This window comes from Pseudescherichia sp. (genome assembly GCF_032052675.1).
Lineage (GTDB): Bacteria > Pseudomonadota > Gammaproteobacteria > Enterobacterales > Enterobacteriaceae > Pseudescherichia.
The window spans coordinates 409,774-424,206 of sequence record NZ_DAMBWA010000003.1 but is presented as its reverse complement, the minus strand read 5'-3'; the positions used below and the strand labels follow the sequence as shown (position 1 = coordinate 424,206).

Below are 14,433 nucleotides of genomic sequence, written 5' to 3'. Positions count from 1 at the left end.
CACGAGCAGAACCACCGTAGGTTTTAGCCAGAACGGTAGTGATGGCAGCGGTCAGAGTAGTTTTACCGTGGTCAACGTGGCCGATAGTACCAACGTTAACGTGCGGTTTTGTACGTTCAAATTTTTCTTTAGACACGGCTATATTCCTTACTATAGTGCTCTCCCCTTCTGGAGAGAGCACGGGACTTAGGTTTTAACCCTGCGGCTTATTTACCACGGGCTTCAATTACGGCCTGAGCAACGTTGTTCGGTGCATCATCATACTTCAGGAATTCCATAGTGTATGATGCACGACCTTTGGTCAGAGAACGCAGCTGAGTTGCATATCCGAACATTTCAGACAGCGGAACTTCAGCGTGGATCTTAACGCCAGTCACTTCAGATTCCTGACCGCGCAGCATGCCGCGACGACGGCTAAGGTCACCGATAACGTCACCGGTGTTCTCTTCCGGCGTCTCTACTTCAACCTTCATGATCGGCTCAAGCAGAACTGGTTTTGCTTTCTTAAAGCCATCTTTAAAGGCGATAGACGCAGCCAGTTTAAACGCCAGCTCAGAGGAGTCAACGTCATGGTAAGAACCGAAGTGCAGACGCACGCCCAGATCCACTACCGGGTAACCGGCCAGCGGGCCCGCTTTCAGCTGCTCCTGGATGCCTTTATCAACGGCAGGGATGTATTCGCCAGGAATTACACCACCCTTGATGTCGTTGATGAACTCGTAACCTTTCGGGTTAGAGCCCGGCTCCAGCGGGTACATGTCGATAACAACATGACCGTACTGACCACGACCACCAGACTGCTTGGCGTGTTTACCTTCGATATCGGTAACTTTCGCGCGAATCGCTTCACGGTAAGCAACCTGAGGTTTACCGACGTTCGCTTCAACGTTAAATTCACGCTTCATACGGTCAACGATGATGTCGAGGTGCAGCTCACCCATGCCCGCGATGATAGTCTGGTTAGACTCTTCGTCAGTCCATACGCGGAATGACGGGTCTTCTTTAGCCAGACGGCCCAGAGCCAGACCCATTTTTTCCTGGTCAGCTTTGGTTTTCGGCTCAACGGCGATGGAGATTACCGGCTCAGGGAACTCCATACGCTCCAGAATGATCGGGTGATCCGGGTTACACAGAGTGTCACCAGTGGTCACGTCTTTCAGACCGATAGCTGCCGCGATGTCGCCTGCGCGAACTTCTTTGATCTCTTCACGTTTGTTAGCGTGCATCTGAACGATACGACCGAAACGCTCACGTGCAGTTTTCACGGAGTTCAGTACGGTATCACCAGAGTTAACCACACCGGAGTACACACGGAAGAAGGTCAGGTTACCTACGAACGGGTCGGTAGCGATTTTGAACGCCAGAGCAGCGAACGGCTCTTCATCACTTGCGTGACGCTCAGCCGGCGTATCTTTACCGTCGTCCAGGATGCCGTTGATCGCCGGTACGTCAACCGGAGATGGCAGGTAATCAATTACCGCATCCAGCATCGCCTGAACACCTTTGTTCTTAAATGCAGAACCACAGGTTACCAGGATGATTTCGTTGTTCAGAACGCGCTGACGCAGAGCAGTTTTGATCTCTTCTTCAGTCAGTTCTTCACCGCCCAGGTATTTCTCCATCAGCTCTTCAGAAGCTTCAGCAGCGGATTCGATCAGGTTCTGGTGCCATTCTTCAGCCAGATCCTGCATGTCAGCCGGGATATCTTCGTATTCGAAGGTAACGCCCTGGTCGGCATCGTTCCAGTTGATGGCTTTCATTTTCACCAGGTCAACAACACCGGTGAAACCTTCTTCAGCACCAATCGCCAGCTGCAGCGGAACCGGGTTCGCGCCCAGACGGGATTTGATCTGACCAACAACTTTCAGGAAGTTCGCACCCATACGGTCCATTTTGTTAACGAACGCGATACGTGGAACTTTATATTTGTTTGCCTGACGCCATACGGTTTCAGACTGCGGCTGAACACCACCAACTGCGCAGTAAACCATTACCGCACCGTCAAGAACACGCATGGAACGTTCTACTTCGATGGTGAAGTCAACGTGGCCCGGGGTGTCGATGATGTTTACGCGATGCGGTTCATACTGCTTCGCCATACCAGACCAGAATGCAGTGGTCGCTGCGGAGGTGATGGTAATACCACGCTCCTGCTCCTGCTCCATCCAGTCCATAGTTGCCGCGCCGTCGTGAACTTCACCGATTTTGTGGTTTACACCGGTGTAGAACAGGATACGTTCGGTAGTAGTGGTTTTACCGGCGTCGATGTGCGCACTGATACCGATGTTACGGTAGCGTGCAATGGGTGTTGTACGAGCCATTTGATTCCTCTATTGCCTTAGCGTTCAAGTTATGTAGCCCAAAGCGGGCAGCTTACATAAAGCGCCCGCTTGGTGACTATTACTCCGAAGGGATTACCAACGGTAGTGGGCGAACGCTTTGTTGGCTTCTGCCATACGGTGAACGTCTTCACGTTTCTTAACTGCAGTACCTTTGTTGTCTGCAGCATCAGAAAGTTCGTTCGCCAGGCGCAGAGCCATGGATTTATCACCGCGTTTACGAGCAGCTTCAACGATCCAACGCATTGCCAGAGCATTACGACGAACCGGACGAACTTCAACTGGAACCTGATAAGTAGAACCACCAACGCGGCGAGACTTAACTTCTACAGTCGGGCGCACGTTGTCGAGAGCGACTTCGAAGGCTTCCAGTTCATTTTTACCAGAGCGCTGAGCCAGGGTCTCAAGAGCACTGTATACGATTGCTTCTGCAGTAGATTTTTTACCATCTACCATCAGGATATTTACAAATTTAGCCAGCAGTTCTGATCCGAACTTAGGATCCGGCAGAATTTTACGCTGACCAATGACGCGACGACGTGGCATGGAAATACTCCGTTGTTAATTCAGGATTGTCCAAAACTCAAAGAGTTTAGTTTGACATTAATTTAAAACGTTTGGCCTTACTTAACGGAGAACCATTAAGCCTTAGGACGCTTCACGCCGTACTTGGAGCGAGCCTGCTTACGGTCTTTAACGCCTGAGCAGTCAAGTGCACCACGAACGGTGTGGTAACGAACACCCGGAAGGTCTTTAACACGACCGCCACGGATCAGGATCACGGAGTGCTCCTGCAGGTTGTGACCTTCACCACCGATGTAGGAGGTAACTTCGAAACCGTTAGTCAGACGCACACGGCAAACTTTACGCAGTGCGGAGTTCGGTTTCTTAGGAGTGGTGGTATATACGCGAGTACATACACCACGTTTCTGCGGGCAGGCTTCCAGCGCAGGCACGTTGCTTTTCGCAACTTTGCGTGCACGTGGTTTGCGTACCAGCTGGTTAACTGTTGCCATTAAATAGCTCCTGGTTTTAGCTTTTGCTTCGTAAACACGTAATAAAACGCCCTCATACAATATGAGGACGCGGAATTTTAGGGCTGTGCTCAAAAGGTGTCAAGAAATATACAGCGGATCTCACACTACCAGGCGATCTGCGCAGCGTGTTTAACCGTCAGGCTAACGAAATCAGTATAGCTAACCCGGACGATTCTGTTCGAAATTTGACCAGAAAGACCGCGGGCATCAACGTCTTCCTGTAGAGCATGAACAGTTATGGGGGCGGCCAACAGTAAATCAAGGTAGCGACTCCCCACAACCGCCGCCGTTACGCCATCAGAGAGCAGCAAAAGGTCATCCCCCTCCTGCACCGTGCGCAGCAGCACGGCCATGTCGCATTGCCAGGGAGAGTGGCGAAGAGTATGCAGCATAACAGCCTCAAAACGTCATGACGACGTCATAGCGATGTAGACACTCGCGCAGCGCGTCGGGTTCCAGCGGCTGGGCATCGAGAATAAAAGAAGTTGAAGCACTTAGCCCGCGCTCGCGCAGCGAGGCCGCGCACAGCCAGAGCTGCTCAATATCATAGAGCGGCAGCACCTTGAAGGTGGCGATGTAGTCCCGTGCAAGGATATCACCGGGGCGCTGGTTGGCCAGCAGCTGAAAAACGCCGTCGCCAAGGAAAAAGACGCCAATCTCCTCGGTCAGGGCCGACATTGCCAGCAGCGCGTCCAGCCCTTCCCGTCCGGCAGAGGAGCCGTGCGGTGCGGAGTTAAAAACAAATGCCACGCTTTTCATCAGAACTGCACCACGCGATCGCAGGTTAAGGCCGCCTCGGCCAACGCACCTAAGCCGCTGAGGATAAAGCCCGGTTGAAGGTTGGCGCCAGCCAGTCCGGCACGCTGGGCCTCGCTCTCATCGGTTACGCCACGCCGCAGCGCTGCCGCAACGCAGATATGCAGCTCAACCCGGCGCTCAAGGTGCAGCGTCTGCCAGGCACGGACCAGATCGAACTCGTCGCTGGCGGGGGCGGTAAGCTGGTTAGCGTTATAGACCCCTTCGCGATAGAAAAAGACGCTCGCCAGCTCGTGGCCCGCAGCCAACAAGGCCTGGGAAAACTGCCACGCGCTGCTGGCCTGCTGCGTGCCGTAGGCAGGCCCCGTCACCATTAAGGCAAAACGCATTACTTATCCTGCCCCTGGAAGTCACCGCTCTTGAACTGGCGAATGTACAGGTAGACCGTGTGCTTGGAGATATTCAGGCGATCCGCTACCTGATTAATGGCGTCTTTGATATCGAAAATGCCCTTCTCGTAGAGGTTCAGCACAATCTGACGATTTTTCGCATTGTTAGACACGTTCCGATCGGCGTTCACCTCTTCGATAGTGAACTCCAGAGTCTGCATCACCAGGTCGTCTACCGAGGAGGCAAAGTTCACGGCGGAGCCAACGTCCGGCGTCTCCGGCGGAATAAAGGTGCTCATTATCTGCGAGAAGGGAACATCAAGGTTCATGTTGATGCACAGCAGGCCGATCACCCGGTGCTCGCGGTTGCGGATAGCAATCGTCACCGATTTCATCAGCACGCCGCTTTTGGCGCGGGTGAAGTAGCACTTCGAGACGCTGCTGTCGGCCCCCGTCATGTCGTGCAGCATGCGCAGGGCAAGATCGGTGATGGGCGAGCCAATCTTACGCCCGGTGTGTTCACCGTTGGCAATACGGATGGCGGAGCATTTGAGATCCTGCAAGGAGTGCAAGACGATTTCACAGTGGGCACCAATGAGCATCGCTAACCCATCGACCACCGCTTCGTAGGATTTCAGGATATCGAAGTCGGTCTGATCAAAAGGCCGTTGATCCAGCAGATCGAGCTCGCTGGTTTCGTTGGTTAATAGCGACCTGGACATGAAAAAAAACACTCCTTTTCAGGAGCCTGTCGTTATGTTTTCAGGGCAGGCTCATCATTTACAGGGACATCTAAATTAATACAGCGGACATAGCGCTTCCAGTGTTAATTATACCTGCCCTGTAATAAAAAACCGCCGCCTGGTTAGGCGGCGGCTCTCAGCGTATTACTTTTTATCCGCAGCGGCAGGTTGTTCTGCCGGTGCTGCCGCTTCCGGCTTCGGCTGCGCATCCGCTTTCGGTGCCGGTTTGATATCCAGCAGCTCTACGTCGAAGACCAGCGTAGAGTTAGCCGGGATACCCGGAACGCCGGTTTTACCGTAGGCCAGCGCCGGTGGGATCACCAGCTTGATCTTGCCGCCTTTCTTGATGTTTTTCAGGCCTTCAGTCCAGCCTGGGATCACGCCATCAAGACGGAAGGAGAGCGGTTCGCCACGGGTGTAGGAGTTATCGAACTCTTTACCGTCGATCAGCGTGCCCTTGTAGTTTACGACCACGGTATCGCTATCTTTCGGTGCGTCGCCGGTCCCCTCTTTCTCTACTTTGTAGAGCAGGCCGGTAGAGGAGGTTTTCACGTCCTTCTCTTTAGCAAAGGTGTCACGGAAGGCTTTGCCCTTCGTTTCGTTCTCAGCCGCGTCCTTCTCCATCTTCTCCTGAGCGGCGCCCTTCACGCGTGCCTCGAAGGCCTGCAGGGTCTGCTCGATCTCCTGGTCGGAGAGCTTGCTCTTATTGGCGAAGGCATCCTGAACGCCGGCAATCAGCTGGGCCTGGTCCAGCTTGATGCCCAGTTTTTCCTGTTCTTTCAGGGAGTTTTCCATATAACGACCCAGTGACGCGCCCAGCGCATAGGCTGATTTTTGGTCGTCGTTTTTGAATGCCGCTTTGCTGTCGGTGGTCGCCGGGGCTTTCGCCGGAGCGTCAGCAGCAAAAGAGAGAGGTGCATTCAGCGCAACGGCCATCGTGGTCGCCAGCAGCGTGACTTTAAACAGTGATTTCATCCATATCTCCAGGGCCGGGGGCACGTTGCCCCAGGGTTTGCGTATTTGAAAAACGTACTATAAATCGTTGTGGGAGAAATCTATATAACGACATTCCCGATTGTTGCCTCTTTTGTGACTATTTTTGTTTAAATTAGTTTCTTAAGGATGTCAGGTGGGCTGCGCAGCCGCGTAAAGTTGCGTAGAATCCGGGCTAAAACAGATGAGGTGAAACATGCAGAATATGACGCTGGAAGCGCGGCTGGCAGAGCTGGAGAGCCGTCTGGCCTTTCAGGAGATTACGATCGAGGAGCTTAACCAGACGGTTACCGCCCACGAGCTGGAGATGGCAAAGCTGCGGGACCTTATGCGTCTGGTCACCGAGAAACTGAAAGCCAGCCAGCCTTCCCATATGGCCTCTCAGTCAGAAGAGACGCCACCGCCCCACTATTAAGACGTAAAAAAAGCGGGGAGATCCCCGCTTCCTACAATCCGAAATTTCAATATCCGCTGGATTTCAAGTTGCAGCAAGGCGGCAAGCTCGAGAATCCGCGGGAGCATAGATAACTATGTGACCGGGGTTTGAGAGCGATGCCAACACCGCTGCGGCTTGAAAGACGAAGGATATTAGTGGCAGCCGCAGCCGCCGTTGCCACAACCGCCTTTACCATGACCGTGGTCATGATCGTGGCCGTGACCGCCGCAGCAGCCGTCGCCATGTTCATGGTCGTGGCCGTGGTCATGACCGTGCGGGCCGTGAACGTGGCCGTGGGCCAGCTCTTCTTCGGTCGCTTCACGAATCGCCACAACTTCAACGTTGAACTTCAGGTTCTGGCCAGCCAGCATGTGGTTACCATCAACCACAACGTGGTCATCTTCCACTTCGGTGATCTCAACCGGTACCGGACCCTGGTCGGTTTCAGCCAGGAAGCGCATGCCTACCTGCAGTTCATCAACGCCCATGAAGACGTCTTTCGGTACGCGCTGCACCAGGTTTTCGTCGTACTGACCGTAAGCGTCGTTTGCGCCCACCGCCACGTCAAATTTGTCGCCAGGTTCGTGACCTTCCAGCGCGGACTCCAGACCAGAGATCAGGGAGCCGTGACCGTGCAGGTAGTCCAGCGGCGCACTTACCGGAGACTCATCAACCAACACACCGTCTTCTGTACGTACCTGATAGGCCAGGCTGACCACCAGGTCTTTTGCTACTTTCATGATATCTCCTGAGCGTGGGAAAATTGCTGGCGCAGATTGTAACGGAATTCTGCCCCCGTGTACCCTTAAGCTTAAAAAAAGCTGGGCTATATCGCTAGTCCGGATGAAAAATCCCGATCACTTGCTCTTCTTTGCGAACATGCTCGCGGGCCTCTTTATCCGCCTCGCGCATCTGGTGGCCGCACTTAACGCACTCAACAATATCAACATTATTTTCGCGCCACATCGCCAGCGTATCCTGGGCCTGACAGGCCGGGCACTTGGCGCCCGCGATAAAACGTTTACGTATCGCCATACTTTTTACCCTCTATTCAAACTCGTCCCAGCCGTCCAGCTGCCGGCGCTCCTGCTGCATTTCGCGCTGGAAAATCTCTTCCAGCTCGCGCCGCGCCTCGCGAACGCGGGAGATCTGCTGCGTATCGGTATGCACTACCGGCATCAGCTCGCGCAGCATCCGCATATCGAGACGACGGAAGTGCAGCTGCGCCCGCAGCGCCTGATGAGGATGCATGCCCAGAGAGACCAGCGCCTTGCGCCCCAGCTCCAGCGCGCTGGAGAAGGTCTCGCGGGAGAACTGCGTGACGCCCGACTGGAGCAGTTCGTGCGCCTCAAAACGTCCCCGCGCCCGGGCAAGAATGGCCAGGTGCGGAAAGTGCTGCTGGCAAATCGCTACCAGCTTCATGGTGTCTTCCGGCTCGTTGCAGGTGATCACGATCGACTCCGCCGCCTCCGCGCCCGCCGAGCGCAGCAGCTCGACCTGGGTCGCGTCGCCGTAGTAGACTTTATAGCCATATTTCCGCATCAGGTTAACCGCGCTGATATCCCGCTCCAGCACGGTGATGCGCATTTTGTTGGCCATCAGCAGGCGCCCGATAACCTGGCCGAAGCGGCCAAAGCCAACGACGATGACCTGCGGCTTGTCATCTTCAACCCACGGGGTCTCCCCCTCCTCTTCCGGGCTGTTGAAGCGCCGGGAGAGTCCCTTATCGATGCCTTTCATCAGCAGCGGCGTGGTCATCATTGACAGCGTCACCGTGACCAGCAGCAGCGCCATCTGATCGTTATGGAACAGCCGCTGCGAGGAGGCGGTAGAGAAGAGCACAAAGGCAAACTCGCCACCCTGGCTGAGCACGCCGGCGAACTGCATCCGCTCTGAGCTTCTCAGGCCGTACAGGCGCGCCAGCAGATAGAGCACCGTGGTTTTTACCGCCACCAGAATCGCTACCGCTGCCACCACCCACAGTATATGGGTATAAAGCACGCCCAGATTCAGCGCCATCCCTACTGAGATAAAGAATAGCCCCAGCAGCAGGCCTTTGAACGGATCGATGGCCGATTCCAGCTCGTGACGGTACTCACTCTCCGCCAGCAATACGCCGGCGATAAAGGTACCGAGCGCCATCGACAGCCCCAGCGCATCCATAAACAGCGCCGAGCCGAGCACCAGCAACAGCGTGGCGGCGGTAAAGACCTCGCGCACGCCGGAGCCGGCAATAAAGCGGAACACCGGGCGCAGCAGATAGCGGCCCCCCACCAGCATCCCGCCGAAGGCGACCACTTTCATGCCGATCTTGATCCAGTCGAAGTGGTCATCGCCGCTGCCCGCCAGCAGCGGCACCAGCGCCAGAGCCGGGATCACCGCCAGATCCTGGAACAGCAGCACCGAGAACCCCAGCTGTCCCGCCTCGCTGCGGTTCATCCCCTTGTCGCGCATCAGCTGAAGCGCCATCGCGGTAGAGGACATCGCAAGGCCAATGCCGCCAATCACGGCCGCCTGCCAGGCGAAGTCGGTCAGCATCAGCAGTCCGGCGAGGATCGCCGCGCTAAGCAGCACCTGCGCTGCCCCAACGCCAAAGATCGACTGCCGCAGCTGCCATAGCTTCGACGGGTTTAGCTCCAGGCCGATGATAAACATCAGGAACACGACGCCCATCTCAGAGAAGTGGAGGATCTCATCGACGTCGCTGATAAATCCAAGCCCCCACGGGCCGATGGCAATGCCTGCCAGCAGGTAGCCCAGCACCGCGCCGATACCCAGCCGGGCAGCCAGCGGCACGGCGACCACGGCGGCAAACAGAAACAGTACGCCTGCCAGCAGCAGATCGGTTCCCTCCATCAGCGGCCTCCCGTCGCGGTGGGTGAGGCAAGCCATTCGCCGTAGGCCCGGGCATGGCTTGCCAGCTCCTCTTTCGGCTGGCGGCGCGCCCAGTAAACAATATACGGCGTCATCCACTGCATGCGGCACATGGCCGCCGTCAGCTCAAAAGGGCGCAGGATATCGCTAAGCGGATAGCGGTTGAGACCGTCGTAGCGGTAGGCGCTCTCTGGCTCGCCGGTGGTGATCACGCAGCGCCAGCGCTTGCCCGCCAGCTGGTTGCCTCCCGGCCCGCTGGCGAAGCCGCGGGTCAGGACGCGATCGAGCCACTCTTTGAGCAGCGCTGGACAGCTGTAGGTGTAGAGAGGAAACTGAAAGACGATCACGTCGTGCTCGCGCAGCAGCGCCTGCTCCCGGGGAATATCGATAAAAAAGTCTGGGTAGTGCGCATAGAGATCGTGCACGGTCACGTTGTGCAGCTGCATCGCCGGCTTAAGCAGGACCCGGTTGGCTATTGAGTCCTGGGATTCCGGATGGGCATACAGCAGCAGCACTCTGGCTGTCTGGGACATCACTCCCCTCCCGGTTCTATTTTTGTATATCGTTGTCGTTTCGGGCTACCATTGCGCCCCAGTGCGGCATTATAGGCGCACCCCACATTATCATAATGACAAATTAACATAGTCTGAACATACGGCGCTCTATGATTGTTTTCTCCTCACTACAAATTCGTCGCGGCGTGCGTGTCCTGCTGGATAACGCCACCGCCACCATCAACCCCGGCCAGAAAGTCGGGCTGGTGGGTAAAAACGGCTGCGGGAAATCGACCCTGCTGGCGCTGCTGAAAAACGAGCTTACCGCCGACGGCGGCAGCTTTACCTACCCTGCCAACTGGCAGCTGGCGTGGGTGAATCAGGAGACCCCGGCCCTCAGCGAGCCCGCCATCGACTATGTTATTGATGGCGATCGTGAGTATCGCCAGCTGGAGGCCCAGCTTAACGACGCCAACGAGCGTAACGACGGCCACGCCATAGCCACCGTTCACGGCAAGCTCGACGCCATTGACGCCTGGACCATTCGCTCCCGCGCCGCCAGCCTGCTGCACGGGCTGGGTTTCTCTACCGAGCAGCTGGAGCGCCCGGTAAGCGACTTCTCCGGCGGCTGGCGTATGCGTCTCAACCTTGCCCAGGCGCTGGTCTGCCGCTCGGATCTGCTCCTGCTCGATGAGCCGACCAACCACCTCGATCTCGACGCGGTGATCTGGCTCGAGCGCTGGCTGAAGAGCTACCAGGGGACGCTGATCCTCATCTCCCACGACCGTGACTTCCTCGATCCGGTTGTAGATAAAATCATCCATATCGAACAGCAGAATATGTTCGAGTATACCGGCAACTACAGCTCGTTTGAGCGCCAGCGCGCAACCCGTCTGGCGCAGCAGCAGGCCACCTATGAGAGCCAGCAGCAGCGCGTGGCGCATCTGCAAAGCTTTATCGACCGCTTTAAAGCCAAAGCCAGCAAGGCCAAACAGGCCCAGAGCCGGGTGAAGATGCTGGAGCGCATGGAGCTGATCGCCCCGGCGCACGTGGATAACCCCTTCCACTTTAGCTTCCGCGCGCCGGAGAGCCTGCCCAATCCGCTGCTGAAGATGGAGAAAGTGAGTGCGGGCTACGGCGATCGCACCATTCTTAACTCGATCAAGCTTAACCTCGTCCCTGGCTCGCGCATTGGCCTGCTGGGTCGCAACGGCGCGGGTAAATCGACGCTGATCAAGCTGCTGGCGGGCGAGCTTGCCCCCACCGGCGGTGATATTGGTCTTGCGAAGGGCATCAAGCTTGGCTATTTCGCCCAGCACCAGCTGGAGTTCTTGCGGGCGGATGAGTCGCCGCTGCAGCACCTGGCCCGCCTTGCCCCTCAGGAAGCGGAGCAGAAGCTACGGGACTACCTTGGCGGCTTTGGCTTCCAGGGCGATAAGGTTACCGAGAACACCGAACGCTTCTCCGGCGGTGAGAAAGCGCGGCTGGTACTGGCCCTGATCGTCTGGCAGCGTCCTAACCTGCTGCTGCTCGATGAGCCAACCAACCACCTCGATCTCGATATGCGCCAGGCCCTGACTGAAGCGCTGATTGAGTTCGAAGGCGCGCTGGTGGTGGTGTCGCACGATCGCCACCTGATCCGCTCTACCACCGACGATCTCTACCTGGTCCACGACGGCAAAGTCGAGCCGTTCGACGGCGATCTGGAGGATTACCAGCAGTGGCTGAGCGACGTGCAGAAGCAGGAGAATCAGCCTGCCGAGGCGGCGAAGGAGAATGGTAACAGCGCCCAGGCGCGTAAAGACCAGAAGCGCCGGGAAGCCGAGCTGCGCACCCAGACCCAGCCGCTGCGCAAAGAGATCGCCCGTCTGGAGAAAGAGATGGAGAAGCTCAACGCCCAGCTGGCGAAGGCCGAAGAGAAGCTTGGCGACAGCGGCCTGTACGATCAGAGCCGCAAGGCTGAGCTCACCGAGTGCCTGCAGGCCCAGGCGAGCGCGAAGTCAGGGCTTGAGGAGTGTGAGATGGCGTGGCTTGAGGCGCAGGAGCAGCTTGAAGGCATGCTGCAAAGTGAGTAACGCGAGGGGGCGAGAGGGTATTGCCCCATTTTCATAAACATAATTTATCTGCACAGGTATAGTATTCAGCAGATCACTGAAAAATAACTCGCACGACATGGCCCAAATAACTCCCTTACTGCTTCCCGCTGCGGCGGAAGATAATGTTGAATTCCGTCCGATGCCGGGGGCAAGCAACCCGCATTTACAGACGATGCTGCCGCGTATTTTGCGCCGTCGTCTGCAGTTTACCGCGCAGTGGCAGCGTCTTGAGCTGCCCGACGGCGACTTTGTCGATCTGGCATGGAGCGAGGATCCGCAGCAGGCGAAAGATAAGCCCCGGTTGGTGGTATTTCACGGCCTGGAGGGTAGCCTGCACAGCCCCTACGCCCACGGATTAATTCACGCGGCAAAGCAGCGCGGCTGGCTCGGGGTGGTGATGCACTTTCGCGGCTGCAGCGGCGAGCCTAACCGCCTGAACCGCATCTACCACTCCGGTGAAACCGAAGACGGCACGTGGTTCTTGCATTGGCTACGCAACACCTTTGGCGCCGCGCCTACCGCTGCGGTGGGTTACTCTCTCGGCGGCAATATGCTCGGCTGTCTGCTGGCTAAAGCTGACGATAGCCTGCCGCTCAACGCGGCGGTGATCGTCTCGGCTCCGCTGGTGCTGGAGGCCTGCAGCCTCCATATGGATAAGGGTTTCTCACGTTTCTATCAGCGTTACCTGCTCAACCTGCTAAAAGCCAACGCCAGACGCAAGCTCAAGGTCTATCCCGGTACCCTGCCGATCGATCTTGCCCAGCTCAAGCGCGTGCGCCGCATCCGTGAGTTTGATGACCTGATTACCGCAAAGGCGCACGGATTCGATGACGCCATCGACTACTACCGCCGAAGCAGCGCCATGCCGGTCCTGCCGCAGATCCGCAAGCCAACGCTGATTATCCATGCCAAAGACGATCCCTTTATGGATCACCACGTCATTCCGGCGGCGGGCCATTTACCCGCTAATATTGAATATCAGTTGACCGAACATGGCGGCCACGTTGGCTTCGTTGGCGGCACGCTGCGCCGCCCTGAGATGTGGCTTGAAAAGCGCATCCCCGACTGGCTGGCACCCTATCTGGAGGCATAGATGATTATTCCCTGGCAAGAGGTTGCACCCGAGACGCTCTACAGCCTGATTGAGAGCTTTGTCTTGCGCGAAGGCACCGATTATGGTGAACATGAGCGTTCGCTTGAGCAAAAGGTTGCCGACGTAAAGCGTCAGCTGGAAACGGGTGAGGCCGTGCTGGTGTGGTCAGAGCTGCACGAGACAGTCAATATTATGCCCCGGAAACAGTTTCGCGAATAACGCTGCGTCAGGCGATCCGCCCTCTTCTGCTGTTAATCAGGGAGTCGTTCGCTATGTCAGCCAAACATCCGGTGATTGCTGTCACAGGTTCCAGCGGTGCAGGTACCACCACCACCAGCCTCGCCTTTCGTAAAATATTTTCCCAGCTGGGTCTACGCGCCGCCGAGGTGGAGGGCGATAGCTTCCACCGCTATACCCGTCCGGAGATGGATATGGCGATCCGCAAGGCGCGCGATGCCGGGCGGCATATCAGCTACTTTGGTCCGGACGCCAACGACTTTGGTCTGCTGGAGCAGACCTTTATCGAATATGGTCACAACGGCACCGGACAGGCACGCAAGTATCTGCACACCTACGACGAAGCCGTCCCCTGGAACCAGGTGCCGGGCACCTTTACGCCGTGGCAGCCGCTGCCGGAACCCACCGACATTCTTTTTTACGAAGGATTGCACGGCGGCGTGGTGACGCCCCAGCACGACGTGGCGCGCCATGTGGATCTGCTGGTAGGGGTGGTGCCAATTATTAACCTCGAATGGATCCAGAAGATGATCCGCGACACCAGCGAGCGCGGCCACTCCCGGGAGACGGTGATGGACTCGGTGGTGCGCTCGATGGATGACTACATCAACTTCATTACGCCGCAGTTCTCCCGCACCCACATCAACTTCCAGCGCGTCCCCACGGTTGACACCTCAAATCCCTTTGCAGCCAAAAATATTCCCTCGCTGGACGAGAGCTTTGTGGTGATCCACTTTCGCGATCTGGAGGGTATCGACTATCCCTGGCTGCTGGCGATGCTGCAGGGATCGTTTATCTCCCACATCAACACCCTGGTGGTGCCGGGGGGCAAAATGGGACTGGCGATGGAGCTGATTATGCTGCCGCTGGTGCAGCGGCTGATGGAAGGCAAGAAGATTGAATAGGGTAATGCGCGACATGCAGGCCCGGTAAGCGCAGCGCCACC

At 56.8% G+C, this 14,433-nt stretch carries 18 protein-coding genes; 5 read left to right on the top strand and 13 right to left on the bottom strand.

What is annotated here, in order from left to right; translation table 11 throughout:
• The 9 genes from RTX96_RS06790 to fkpA form a co-directional block, all read right to left on the bottom strand.
• Window positions 1-136 (bottom strand): GTP-binding protein (locus RTX96_RS06790; RefSeq protein ID WP_009484166.1); only part of this gene is annotated, 136 nt, incomplete at its 3' end.
• A gap of 70 nt (window positions 137-206) precedes the next feature.
• Entirely contained in the window at window positions 207-2,321 is a 2,115-nt protein-coding gene (gene fusA, locus RTX96_RS06785; protein WP_103820282.1) for an elongation factor G, read from the bottom strand.
• Window positions 2,322-2,414: 93 nt separating this feature from the next.
• Window positions 2,415-2,885: a 30S ribosomal protein S7 gene (rpsG, locus tag RTX96_RS06780; RefSeq protein WP_004106370.1), complete on the bottom strand. Its 471-nt coding sequence runs from the start codon at window positions 2,883-2,885 to the stop codon at window positions 2,415-2,417.
• 95 nt (window positions 2,886-2,980) lie between these two features.
• Entirely contained in the window at window positions 2,981-3,355 is a 375-nt protein-coding gene (rpsL, locus tag RTX96_RS06775) for a 30S ribosomal protein S12 (protein WP_000246815.1), read from the bottom strand.
• Between the two features lie 125 nt (window positions 3,356-3,480).
• The gene (gene tusB, locus RTX96_RS06770) at window positions 3,481-3,768 is read right to left on the bottom strand and encodes a sulfurtransferase complex subunit TusB (protein ID WP_312670610.1); all 288 of its coding nucleotides are present in this window, start codon (window positions 3,766-3,768) and stop codon (window positions 3,481-3,483) included.
• 7 nt (window positions 3,769-3,775) lie between these two features.
• Complete coding sequence (gene tusC / locus RTX96_RS06765; RefSeq protein WP_103820284.1) at window positions 3,776-4,135, bottom strand: sulfurtransferase complex subunit TusC; 360 nt, start codon at window positions 4,133-4,135, stop codon at window positions 3,776-3,778.
• Entirely contained in the window at window positions 4,135-4,521 is a 387-nt protein-coding gene (gene tusD, locus RTX96_RS06760; RefSeq protein WP_312670609.1) for a sulfurtransferase complex subunit TusD, read from the bottom strand. The genes tusC and tusD overlap by 1 nt, the downstream gene beginning before the upstream one ends.
• On the bottom strand, window positions 4,521-5,243 hold the full coding sequence (locus RTX96_RS06755) for a transcriptional regulator (RefSeq protein WP_103820286.1): 723 nt from the start codon (window positions 5,241-5,243) through the stop codon (window positions 4,521-4,523). The genes tusD and RTX96_RS06755 overlap by 1 nt, the downstream gene beginning before the upstream one ends.
• A 165-nt stretch (window positions 5,244-5,408) precedes the next feature.
• The gene (gene fkpA / locus RTX96_RS06750) at window positions 5,409-6,239 is read right to left on the bottom strand and encodes an FKBP-type peptidyl-prolyl cis-trans isomerase (protein WP_103820287.1); all 831 of its coding nucleotides are present in this window, start codon (window positions 6,237-6,239) and stop codon (window positions 5,409-5,411) included.
• 214 nt (window positions 6,240-6,453) lie between these two features.
• Here fkpA and RTX96_RS06745 point away from each other — a divergent pair, with 214 nt between their 5' ends.
• A complete protein-coding gene (locus RTX96_RS06745) occupies window positions 6,454-6,672 on the top strand; it encodes a protein SlyX (RefSeq protein WP_042393046.1) in 219 nt (72 codons plus the stop codon).
• Window positions 6,673-6,845: 173 nt separating this feature from the next.
• Here RTX96_RS06745 and slyD read toward each other — a convergent pair whose 3' ends face one another.
• The 4 genes from slyD to kefG form a co-directional block, all read right to left on the bottom strand.
• Window positions 6,846-7,433 carry a peptidylprolyl isomerase gene (slyD, locus tag RTX96_RS06740; RefSeq protein WP_042393048.1) on the bottom strand — a complete coding sequence of 196 codons (588 nt, stop codon included), beginning with the start codon at window positions 7,431-7,433 and terminating at the stop codon, window positions 6,846-6,848.
• A gap of 94 nt (window positions 7,434-7,527) precedes the next feature.
• The gene (locus RTX96_RS06735) at window positions 7,528-7,728 is read right to left on the bottom strand and encodes a YheV family putative zinc ribbon protein (protein WP_042393050.1); all 201 of its coding nucleotides are present in this window, start codon (window positions 7,726-7,728) and stop codon (window positions 7,528-7,530) included.
• A 12-nt stretch (window positions 7,729-7,740) separates the two neighbouring features.
• Entirely contained in the window at window positions 7,741-9,549 is a 1,809-nt protein-coding gene (kefB, locus tag RTX96_RS06730) for a glutathione-regulated potassium-efflux system protein KefB (protein ID WP_103820288.1), read from the bottom strand.
• Window positions 9,549-10,100, bottom strand: a complete 552-nt coding sequence (gene kefG, locus RTX96_RS06725; protein WP_141092962.1) for a glutathione-regulated potassium-efflux system ancillary protein KefG — start codon at window positions 10,098-10,100, stop codon at window positions 9,549-9,551. The genes kefB and kefG overlap by 1 nt, the downstream gene beginning before the upstream one ends.
• A 131-nt stretch (window positions 10,101-10,231) precedes the next feature.
• On the opposite strand from kefG, the gene RTX96_RS06720 reads away from it, so the two are divergent.
• The 4 genes from RTX96_RS06720 to RTX96_RS06705 all read left to right on the top strand — a co-directional run bounded on the left by RTX96_RS06720 (window position 10,232) and on the right by RTX96_RS06705 (window position 14,392).
• Window positions 10,232-12,136: an ABC transporter ATP-binding protein gene (locus RTX96_RS06720; RefSeq protein ID WP_312268539.1), complete on the top strand. Its 1,905-nt coding sequence runs from the start codon at window positions 10,232-10,234 to the stop codon at window positions 12,134-12,136.
• A 97-nt stretch (window positions 12,137-12,233) separates the two neighbouring features.
• The gene (locus RTX96_RS06715; protein WP_103820291.1) at window positions 12,234-13,250 is read left to right on the top strand and encodes a hydrolase; all 1,017 of its coding nucleotides are present in this window, start codon (window positions 12,234-12,236) and stop codon (window positions 13,248-13,250) included.
• Window positions 13,251-13,469 carry a YheU family protein gene (locus RTX96_RS06710; RefSeq protein ID WP_103820292.1) on the top strand — a complete coding sequence of 73 codons (219 nt, stop codon included), beginning with the start codon at window positions 13,251-13,253 and terminating at the stop codon, window positions 13,467-13,469.
• Between the two features lie 53 nt (window positions 13,470-13,522).
• A complete protein-coding gene (locus tag RTX96_RS06705; RefSeq protein WP_042393074.1) occupies window positions 13,523-14,392 on the top strand; it encodes a phosphoribulokinase in 870 nt (289 codons plus the stop codon).
• The last annotated feature ends 41 nt before the right edge of the window (window positions 14,393-14,433 follow it).

Bases quoted from the DNA above. Each gene is read 5' to 3' on its own strand.
- fusA (WP_103820282.1), bottom strand. From the start codon at position 2,321: ATGGCTCGTACAACACCCATTGCACGCTACCGTAACATCGGTATCAGT.
- rpsG (WP_004106370.1), bottom strand. From the start codon at position 2,885: ATGCCACGTCGTCGCGTCATTGGTCAGCGTAAAATTCTGCCGGATCCT.
- rpsL (WP_000246815.1), bottom strand. From the start codon at position 3,355: ATGGCAACAGTTAACCAGCTGGTACGCAAACCACGTGCACGCAAAGTT.
- tusB (WP_312670610.1), bottom strand. From the start codon at position 3,768: ATGCTGCATACTCTTCGCCACTCTCCCTGGCAATGCGACATGGCCGTG.
- tusC (WP_103820284.1), bottom strand. From the start codon at position 4,135: ATGAAAAGCGTGGCATTTGTTTTTAACTCCGCACCGCACGGCTCCTCT.
- tusD (WP_312670609.1), bottom strand. From the start codon at position 4,521: ATGCGTTTTGCCTTAATGGTGACGGGGCCTGCCTACGGCACGCAGCAG.
- RTX96_RS06755 (WP_103820286.1), bottom strand. From the start codon at position 5,243: ATGTCCAGGTCGCTATTAACCAACGAAACCAGCGAGCTCGATCTGCTG.
- fkpA (WP_103820287.1), bottom strand. From the start codon at position 6,239: ATGAAATCACTGTTTAAAGTCACGCTGCTGGCGACCACGATGGCCGTT.
- RTX96_RS06745 (WP_042393046.1), top strand. From the start codon at position 6,454: ATGCAGAATATGACGCTGGAAGCGCGGCTGGCAGAGCTGGAGAGCCGT.
- slyD (WP_042393048.1), bottom strand. From the start codon at position 7,433: ATGAAAGTAGCAAAAGACCTGGTGGTCAGCCTGGCCTATCAGGTACGT.
- RTX96_RS06735 (WP_042393050.1), bottom strand. From the start codon at position 7,728: ATGGCGATACGTAAACGTTTTATCGCGGGCGCCAAGTGCCCGGCCTGT.
- kefB (WP_103820288.1), bottom strand. From the start codon at position 9,549: ATGGAGGGAACCGATCTGCTGCTGGCAGGCGTACTGTTTCTGTTTGCC.
- kefG (WP_141092962.1), bottom strand. From the start codon at position 10,100: ATGTCCCAGACAGCCAGAGTGCTGCTGCTGTATGCCCATCCGGAATCC.
- RTX96_RS06720 (WP_312268539.1), top strand. From the start codon at position 10,232: ATGATTGTTTTCTCCTCACTACAAATTCGTCGCGGCGTGCGTGTCCTG.
- RTX96_RS06715 (WP_103820291.1), top strand. From the start codon at position 12,234: ATGGCCCAAATAACTCCCTTACTGCTTCCCGCTGCGGCGGAAGATAAT.
- RTX96_RS06710 (WP_103820292.1), top strand. From the start codon at position 13,251: ATGATTATTCCCTGGCAAGAGGTTGCACCCGAGACGCTCTACAGCCTG.
- RTX96_RS06705 (WP_042393074.1), top strand. From the start codon at position 13,523: ATGTCAGCCAAACATCCGGTGATTGCTGTCACAGGTTCCAGCGGTGCA.